Origin of the sequence: Xenorhabdus lircayensis, from assembly GCF_016306625.1 — a bacterium.
GTDB lineage: Bacteria > Pseudomonadota > Gammaproteobacteria > Enterobacterales > Enterobacteriaceae > Xenorhabdus > Xenorhabdus lircayensis.
In genome coordinates this window covers 1-7895 of record NZ_JACOII010000025.1, presented here as the reverse complement: position 1 = coordinate 7895, position 7895 = coordinate 1, and the positions used below count along the sequence as shown (strand labels likewise).

10 protein-coding genes are annotated in these 7895 nt (G+C 52.1%); all 10 read right to left on the bottom strand.

The features are described from left to right. Positions 1-133 precede the first annotated feature (133 nt). The 10 genes from H8A87_RS06280 to H8A87_RS06235 all read right to left on the bottom strand — a co-directional run bounded on the left by H8A87_RS06280 (position 134) and on the right by H8A87_RS06235 (position 7711). Positions 134-730, bottom strand: a complete 597-nt coding sequence (locus tag H8A87_RS06280) for a type VI secretion system-associated protein TagO (protein ID WP_198689133.1) — start codon at positions 728-730, stop codon at positions 134-136. A gap of 92 nt (positions 731-822) precedes the next feature. Further along, positions 823-1560 carry a phage minor tail protein L gene (locus tag H8A87_RS06275; RefSeq protein ID WP_198689135.1) on the bottom strand — a complete coding sequence of 246 codons (738 nt, stop codon included), beginning with the start codon at positions 1558-1560 and terminating at the stop codon, positions 823-825. Between the two features lie 11 nt (positions 1561-1571). Then, entirely contained in the window at positions 1572-1904 is a 333-nt protein-coding gene (locus tag H8A87_RS06270; RefSeq protein ID WP_198689132.1) for a phage tail protein, read from the bottom strand. Next, positions 1901-5233: a phage tail tape measure protein gene (locus tag H8A87_RS06265; RefSeq protein WP_198689131.1), complete on the bottom strand. Its 3333-nt coding sequence runs from the start codon at positions 5231-5233 to the stop codon at positions 1901-1903. Before H8A87_RS06265 ends, H8A87_RS06270 begins: the two co-directional genes overlap by 4 nt. Before the next feature lie 231 nt (positions 5234-5464). Then, on the bottom strand, positions 5465-5809 hold the full coding sequence (locus H8A87_RS06260) for a phage tail protein (RefSeq protein ID WP_198689130.1): 345 nt from the start codon (positions 5807-5809) through the stop codon (positions 5465-5467). Further along, on the bottom strand, positions 5806-6273 hold the full coding sequence (locus tag H8A87_RS06255) for a phage tail protein (protein ID WP_198689129.1): 468 nt from the start codon (positions 6271-6273) through the stop codon (positions 5806-5808). The genes H8A87_RS06260 and H8A87_RS06255 overlap by 4 nt, the downstream gene beginning before the upstream one ends. 22 nt (positions 6274-6295) lie before the next feature. After that, entirely contained in the window at positions 6296-6700 is a 405-nt protein-coding gene (locus H8A87_RS06250) for an HK97-gp10 family putative phage morphogenesis protein (RefSeq protein WP_198689134.1), read from the bottom strand. Further along, positions 6693-7085, bottom strand: coding sequence for a hypothetical protein (locus H8A87_RS06245; protein ID WP_198689128.1), 393 nt, complete (start codon positions 7083-7085; stop codon positions 6693-6695). The genes H8A87_RS06250 and H8A87_RS06245 overlap by 8 nt, the downstream gene beginning before the upstream one ends. Beyond that, positions 7072-7398, bottom strand: a complete 327-nt coding sequence (locus H8A87_RS06240; RefSeq protein WP_198689127.1) for a phage head closure protein — start codon at positions 7396-7398, stop codon at positions 7072-7074. The genes H8A87_RS06245 and H8A87_RS06240 overlap by 14 nt, the downstream gene beginning before the upstream one ends. A gap of 10 nt (positions 7399-7408) precedes the next feature. Further along, positions 7409-7711 carry a head-tail connector protein gene (locus tag H8A87_RS06235; RefSeq protein ID WP_198689126.1) on the bottom strand — a complete coding sequence of 101 codons (303 nt, stop codon included), beginning with the start codon at positions 7709-7711 and terminating at the stop codon, positions 7409-7411. Positions 7712-7895 lie beyond the last annotated feature (184 nt).

Here is a 7895-nt window from a genome sequence, read left to right as displayed (position 1 = left end):
ACTTTATGGGGTCAGTTCAGAAACGGGTTAAATTGATGGATGTTAATAATCAATATATGAAGATTATAGCGAGGATAATACTTTATGCCTCCTCCGCATTAATAGATGTCTGGAATTCTAAAAAATATTCTTCTTACCACCCACATGATTTTCTTAATGGTGTAATCTGATCTGACAATCCAGTTATATTGAATGTAGTGCTGATGGTGTTCTCTCCATAAGGGGTGGCTTGTACAAATAATGTATTTTTATCAAGAAGAGACTTGATGAATTTGATATTTCCGCCAGGGTGGAAAGATGATTTATTATCTGTAGATATATTCCACCACTTACTAATAGCTTTTTCCTTATCAATTCTTATTGTTATTTTTGCGCTATCAATTCCTAAATAAGCGCCCCATGTTATATATACCTCCGTCTTATTATTCTGACACCTTAGGACTAAATCAGGCACGGTTCTTCCCAGTAGCTCTGTGTGTATTGGACGCGTAGCTTCTGCCCTCAAGAGTATAGTCTGTGAATCATCTATTTCAGATTTTCGTTTCGATATATGCCAATCATTTTTCTCTTTATTGACAGTGCTATTTTCTGAACTCAGTGTTTCGTAACAATCCAATTTTTTACTAGACTCTGTTAGTTTTTTACATTTATGATATTCATCTACCGATATAACGTTCGCCATTGATGTATTTATAAAAAACGAACCTAATAAAAAAAATATTTTTTTCATAAGTCTTCATCCAGCTAGTTATTAGTTTAACATTTAGTTTACTTATAACTGAATGAAAATGCACCCTTTTTACTGCTCAAGTTAGCCTAGTTTTACCGCCTTAATAACGCAGAACCGGGGAAACCGCCGAACGGCAATTGCTCAGTCTCACCAAATCGTTTTTTGCAATCATTCATCAGCCCACCACAGGCATCTTGCGAAGGATCATCGGTCGGGTTGCCCTCTTCATCAAAATACCGCGTGCCCGTGTAGCTACACGGTGACTTGCGATACAACCCCCGCATACACCACGTGCACAGGCTATGAATCTGGCGGGTAGGAATTTGAATCCCCTGCAAGTCAGCGGGAGAAGACAAGGCAAAATGAATCTCCGTATTGTCTTCATGCGTCTTGCTGTCAATATAGAAGACGTCGATTTTCTCCTGTGCAGGATCAGCGTCTGGATTACCCTCGGGAAAATTTCGCGCATCCAGATAGTGCGCAAAAGTCATATGAATAGTGACGCGTGCCTGAACCATATTCTGATAGGCCAGACACAGGGCGCTGAGGGTGCCGTCCAGATTGGCCACACTGAGCGTCGGTGATACCGCTCTGCCATCACCGTTGACTTCCAAGCCCTCAATCTTGACCGGCCACGGTTTATATTCCACGCCCTGCCACCAGACAGACTTGATCGGAAGCTCGTCTGAGCTTTCCAGTTCCGCTTCCGTGTAAGGAATGGGGTGATTATGAAAGTACAGCTCCGGCCCACCAAAGGCCGAGCCATCAACTGAAAATAACAGAATTTTACTCCCCGGCTCAAGACGCTGGAGAGAGGCATTGATGGTCATAATGAAGTCTCTTACGGATGGTAAACGCGGGTAAAGGTCACGGAGAGGGTAAAGTAAGCACCGTGAGCCTGTAGGGTAAATTTTCCGGCCTGATACAGCCCTAACTGAGATAACGGGTTGCGCCACTTGAACGAACGCCAGCCCTGATGCTCCCTTAAAAAAGTCATGATGGGTTCCATTTCAGACAGGACACCAACAAAGGACAGGGGCCAGCTTTCCCGCTGTGAGTTGATCCCCTCTCCTGATGTTTGCTTATATCCGTCGCCGAACTGAACAGAGCGCACCACGGGTTCAAACTCACCCGCAGCCCCCACCCTTGCGGGAAAATCAAATGTCTTTATCATCGTCTGCCTCCTTTAATCGCCGTACTTAACTCACCGCCCTGACCCAGACTCTTATGCAGCAATGACCTGAATCGCTGATCGACAAACTTCGCAATATCATTGCCCGCAGACTCAAATCCGCTGGTTGTCTGTACTTCGCTGCCCTTATCCGGGTGGATCACAATATCAACATTGATGACGGTTTGGTTGCCCGCCCCCCCTGTTGCCTCAACCCCCAGTTTGCCATTTGACCCGCGTTTTAGTGGCAGAATAGCTTCCGCCCCTGCTTCACCCATTAATCCGTCGCCTTCGGCAAATTTAAACAATGTCGGACTGCTGACAACTTGTCCGCTGTAAGCACTCAAACTCGGTGAGCTATACACACCCCCTTTCGCATTGGCTACATACCCCTGCCAGCTCGTTGGCATGCCCATTGCGCCGGTATTGGCGGCAGACATTCCACTCCCTGTCGAGGCTAAAGGGCTGCTTCCTGCGCCTGACATGCCGCCGAAGAATCCAGAGAGTGCCTTGGTGATCAATGCCTGCATGGCAATACGTACCAAATCCTGAATGATGGACTGGGCCAGTGACGCAGACAGCTCCTTCATGGATTCCGAGAATGATTTGGTGCCCATCAGCATCCCGGTTAAGGCGTTGCTTGACCGCTGCTCCACGACATCCAGCAGGTTCATTTGCATTTTCTGGAAATTGCCCTGCGCGCCATACAGATCCTTCGCGGCTGCAAATTGGGCATCCTTGGAACGCGTACCAGCGGCGGCAACCAATTGCTCATAACGCTCTTTTTTGATGATGCCGTTTTGGTAATAAGCATCATAAAGTGCCGTTTGCTCTGATAGCTGATTTTTCAGTTGGGCTAACGGATCAACTTCACCCGCCATATCAAGACGCGGGGCCGCCATCTGCCTTGCCTGTTCTGCCAGTTTATCTTTGACGGAAGTCTGATAGAGCGACTTGCTGGCTGACAGGTACTCCTGCTCGGTCAGTAACCGCTCAGAATATAATGCCTTAAGTTCCTGACTGGCTTCTTTTTCCTGACGGACAAGGGCTTTTGCCGGCGCATACTTTTCGGCCAGCTCCATCCGTTGCTTTTGGTGGTTTTCAGCATTAAGGGTTGCCAGACGTGAAATTTCAGTTTGGGAAACCAGGCCGGATTTACCAACCATAACCAGCTTTTTCTGAATCTCCTGTTCGCTGAGGATAATGCGCCCTAAGCTGGTCGCGTGGACTTGCTCAATTTCCTTGCGTAATTGGTGATATTGATTAAGGGTTTGTTTCCCTTTCTTATCACTCTTATCACTGCCACCGGTTCCTTCTCCTGTCCATGGATTAAGATCATCAGATTGTGAAGGTGTAGGATCTGGTGTGTTAGCATTAAATTTACCTATGGACAGAGTATCCTGATGTCGCTGCAATTTTTTGTTACGCACATCAACTTCTTTATCCAGGTCTTCTAGTTGACTCAAAAACCCGCGTTTTTCTTTGAGTAACTTGTCTCTATTCGGGGCAAAAAAATAGCCTCTTTTCAAATCATCAAGATAGAGGTCTGAATATTTTTTTTGATTTAATTTATTGCGAATTTCTTGCCGTTGTTCTCCCAGTTCCTCTAATTCATCCTTGATATTATCCATTTGAATTTCAATTTTCACTTTGGATAATTTTTGCAGCTCTGCAACCGTTTCAATAGCTTCATCTTTTAGTTGTTGCAAACCATCTTTAGCTAAGACACTGTTATTATACAAAGCAAACAAAGCAGAGCCTGCCAGCATCGCAGCACCAAATGGCCCTCCTATCATGGCAAGTGCCCCACGGGCAAATCCTGCGGTGGCAGATAATGCGCGGTACGAGTATGAAAGCCGACGATTGGCAGCTTCAAGCTGCCTTGTTGCCCGCACCTTCTGTCTGAGCGCTTCGGTTTCCTGCCGATACAGCGCCCTTGATTCCTTGGCGTAATTAACAAAAACCCCATGCTGGGCATTCACGGTCCGCATTCTTTCGATATGCTCACCCTGACGCTGGGTCAACCGAACGGTGGCGTTAGCCTGCTCAAGGGTGCGCTTGGCGGTTTCTACTTTCTGTTTGGCGGTATCCCGGGTCGCTTTTTCGGTCGCTCGCCACGCGCTGACATTTTCACGCAAGCCTGCTGTCATTTTGACCGCCATGACCGGGAGCAGGGTATGCAGGGCAATATTAGCAACCGTGTTAAAGTTCTCCGACAGGCCATTGATGGCACTGGTTGCGCCCTGAACACCTGAACGCAAAGGGCCGTCGGCACTCTGCCCGACTTTAACCGCCAGCCCCTCGAACGCGCTGCTCAGTACATCCAGATCCGCGCTGAGGTTCTTCGCCCTGTCCCCCGCCTGCTCATAGGCGACCTGCGTTCCGGTCAGGGATTGTTTTAACTCGTCTAACTTCCCCCGTCCGGTCACTAACTGGGAGGCGGCGCTTACATTGGCCCGCCCGAATAACTTCGCCGCCTCCGCCGTGGACAGCTGCTTGCTTTTGAGGTGATCCAGTGCCGCCCCCAGCCCCGCGACCGAAGGCTTGAGTTTTTTATCGGTGGATTTCTCCAGCGCCAGAATCACGTTGCGAATGGCCGTCCCCGCTTCTGCGCCTTTGATCCCGCCGGCGGCCAGTATCTGGATCACCGCATTGAGTTCTTCAAAGCTGATCGCCGCCTGTGCGGCCATCGTACCGCCGTTTTTAATGGCCTGTGCCGTTTCGTTGATTTCGGACGAGCCGTATTTTGCCCCGGCCGCCAGTACGTTGATATAGCGGTCGGCCTGTGCAGCGGACGCCCCGAACTGGTTTAACGACAGGGCCAGTGCCTTGGTGGCGTCAGGCAATTCAATGCCGGACGCTTGTGCCAGAATGACCGCTTTCTGGGTCGCTTGTGTCAATGCTGCCGTGCTTTTCAGTAACTCCGGTTTGGCTGACGCCATGAGTTTCAGGGCACCGGCAATCCGGGTGGCCCCAAACTCGGTGGTCCGGCCCAGTTGTTGCGCTGCGTCATCCAGTTGCTTTAACTGTGCGCCCGTTGCCCCGGTAATGGCGGACAGATCAGACAATGCCTGCCCGTATTTACGGGTCGCCGTCAGAATAGACCCCAGTGAAAAGCCCACCCCTGCCAGCAGCGCCAGCTGACCGGACACCGATTTAATCTGCTTGCCCATTGACTGGTAAGCCGACTCGACCTTTTTCGCGTCGGATTTGGCCTGACCGGAAAATTTTTCCGATGCGCGCCCGGCGTGGCGGTACGCCTCCGTGAGCTGCGACTTGAACGAGGTGGCATTGACCAGCAACCCCACGGTTAATGTAGATAAATTTGCCATGTGTTTAACCTAGCAATTTCACGACGGCCGCACACTGCGCCTGCACCGAGTGACCGGACGCAGGAACAGGCGGGGCAGAAGGCGTATCCTCAGCCGGCTGGCTGTTTTTCAGGCTGTAATACGCCTGCCACTCATTGAGCGTGGCGGCCGGCAGGGACAGGATACGGTAGGGGTCTGTCTCGCCGAGCTGCTCCGCGAGGGTAAACGCAAAATGCAGCAGCGGCGTGTGGGTCAGTTTTTTTTGGCGTCTTCCAGCGTGCCGATGGCGTGGCGTTTCACCGTATTAATCGCCGCAATGATCGTGGCGTTATCGTGAATGTCCATCAGCTCACCGGCGGTCGGCAGATCCGCTTTGTCGAGCGGCTTGCCTTTGTCGTCCACCAGGCAGTCCAGCACCATCTGGATATTGAGCCGGGAGGCTTCCCGGGGCTGGTCGTCACTGAGTGCGTACACGGCCTCTTCCAAATCCATCAGTTCAGAGGCGGTCATACGACGCAGGTTCACGTGGGTGCCAAACAGTTCCACTTCTTTCACATGGGAACGCGGGGTAAGTAATGCGGCTTTTAAACCTTTCATGCGGGGGTGACTCCTGTTTTCGGGGTGGCGATACCCCAGACGAGGTTGTTTTGTTTGCCCTTGACCGTGATTTGGATCACTTCACTGGCCGGGGCGTTAATGTCGTTCATCTCCCAGCCGGAGAGCGCCAGCACCATCGTGGCCGTGCGCTTGTTCGGCAATCCAATGTAGAACTGGACGGTGGCGCGTTGCTCGGCGGCGTTCAGGAAGGCGGTAAAATCGGCGTTTTCCGGGTCATCAATAAAGCCGAGGGATTTCTCCGGCCCTTCCGGCATATCGGAAATAAACTGCTTGTTGGTATCGATCAGGGTGGTGCAGTCGATAAAACTGCCGGACAGTCCGGTCGCCCCCAGCGCCTTACAGTTAATCAGGGATTTCATCTGATCAACGGTGTCGCCGGGTTTGCCGAATTTTACCACTGTGCCCGCAGGCAGGACGGCATATTCGGGTGATGATGTTGCCATGATGTGTGACTCCAGATGAGGGTTATTGGCTGTAGGCCGACAGGGCGTCACGGATGGACTGCGTGAGCGCCTTTAAGACGGCGGTTTTGTTGTAATCCAGTGCCGGACGGATAAAGGGGTCCGGCACCTGTTTGATAGTGCCCATTTCCTGCGCCAGCGCTTTCATGCGATGGGCTTTGGCGGGGCCGACGGTGATCATCACCCCGCCCTTGTATTTCCAGGATTTTGCCGAGCGGATTTTGATATTGTCCCGCAGATGGGGGCCTTCGCTTTTCTTGTCATATCCGGCATGAGTTTCCATATCTTCCCTGACAATCTCCATTGCGGCCTTGCCGGCTTTGCGCAGGATTTGGGTCTGGAGATCGGTTTCCAGTGCCTGTAACTTGCGCCCCAGTTCTTCCAGACCGGAGAGGCTGGCGCTAATCATTGAGCACCTCCGCATAAGTGATAATAAAGTCACGGGTGATGCGATAGCGCTTGCGGTTTTCGGTCAGCTCTTCGGCGTCCTGATGCAGTGCCCCGCGCGAGACGGTCTGCACCGGAGTACGCCCAAGATAGCCATGCTGCACCGACTCCCACGCGGCACGTATCCTTTGCTCCAGCCGGAGGGCTTTGGTGTAATCATTCAGCAGGATAATGCTGATTTGAAAACGGGCTTCGATTAAGCGGGTGGCCGCCAGTCCGGTATTGAACTTCGGGTCACTGATACACTGATAAGTCACGCCTTCCAGCACCGTGGAGGGCAATATCAATGGGTAGACTGCCAGTGTTGTTAACCTTTCCAGCGCGGCTTTGATGTCAGACTCTATCATGGCGCACATCCGCTTCGGTGGTGACAACGGCGCGGTCGGGACGGTTGCGGTCTACTGTGCGCACGGTAAACAACCGCCCCTGATGCTCAACCAGCCAGCTGACGGTAATTTCTGCCCGGGGCCGGATTGTGAATTGCTGCACTTCAATCACCTGTTGCTGGTCAGCCGTGCGGATCTTGCGGTGGGACATCGCTTCGGCCTTGGCCCAGACCGTGGTCACGTATTCGGGGGTGAGGGTTTCCGACCCCAGTTCATCGCGGATGATGACGGGGCGGAACAGTTTAACCCGGTGACGCAATGAACCGGCTTTCATGGGTAACCTCCTATAAAGGAATGTAACGGTAGGGTTCCAGCAGCGCCTTAAACCCCGTCGGGATGGACTGGGCCTCCCGGTTTTCGTACCAGTAGCCCACCGTCAGCATGAGCGCCAGTGTCACATCGTCCGAGACCAGCAATCCGTCCGGGTCAGTATCCGGCACGGCGGTTTCATACAAACGGCGGTTCAGGTAGTTTTCGGCCCGCCTGATGGCCGCCCGGCTGTAGGTGCCCAATAACTCATCTTCGGTGTTGTCATCACCGTCGAGACGGCATTGTTGTCGCAGTTGTTCGAGGGTGGGAAAAGACACGGGACCTCCTGAAATCCTGCGACCCGCCCGGATCGCAGACACAAAAAAACCGCGTTACGCGGCAGGGAGTGGATGAGGCAGCATTACCCCGCTGACGCGGCGCCCTTGCCGACCAGCGCCTTGATGGCCGCCACATCTTCCAGAATGCAGTCAAAGCGGTGGAAGGCCAGAAACGCGACCTGAT